Raw genomic sequence first — 667 nt, 5'->3', positions numbered from 1 at the left:
ATATTTTAAAAGAAGCCTACCGTCGCTGCAAAGCGAAAGGAGGTATTGCAGGGATAGACAACCAGAGGTTTACGGATGTGGAGACTTACGGTAGCGAAAAATTCTTGAACGAACTTCAAGAAGAGCTCCGAACCCGTAAGTACAAACCACAAGCGGTTAAGCGTGTCTTATTAGAGAAAGAAAACGGTGGAAAGCGCCCCATAGGCATACCGACAATAAAAGACAGGATTGCACAGCAAGCCTGTAAGATTGTTATCGAGCCTATATGGGAAGCAGACTTCGATGATTCATCACACGGATTTCGACCCAAACGTGCTGCAAAAGGTGCGGTTACCGAGATCCGCAACAACCTTAAACAAGGAAAGCAGGAAGTTTACGATGCCGATTTGAGTAAATACTTCGATACAATACCTCACGACAAACTGGAAATAGCTTTGAAGGAACGGATTGTAGACCCCCGGGTACTATACTTGATCAAACAATGGCTGAAAGTGCCAGTTGTAGAAGAAAATGGCAGGTATACCGGAGGGAAGAGGAGTAAAAAAGGCACACCACAAGGAGGAGTAATCTCACCATTACTGGCAAATATCTACATGAATTTGTTAGATAGGATAGTCAATAGGGTAGGAAGCTATTTTCACAAACAAGGAATCAGGATGATACGCTA

The 667-nt window shown here is 43.5% G+C and carries 1 protein-coding gene; it reads left to right on the top strand.

The genetic code is table 11. From position 1 onward, the window contains the following. Positions 1-667: reverse transcriptase domain-containing protein (locus HC175_RS16045; protein ID WP_262887241.1), on the top strand; the 667-nt coding region annotated here is incomplete at both ends.

This window comes from Salinimicrobium oceani (genome assembly GCF_012037645.1).
This window is presented reverse-complemented; position numbering and strand designations above follow the sequence as displayed.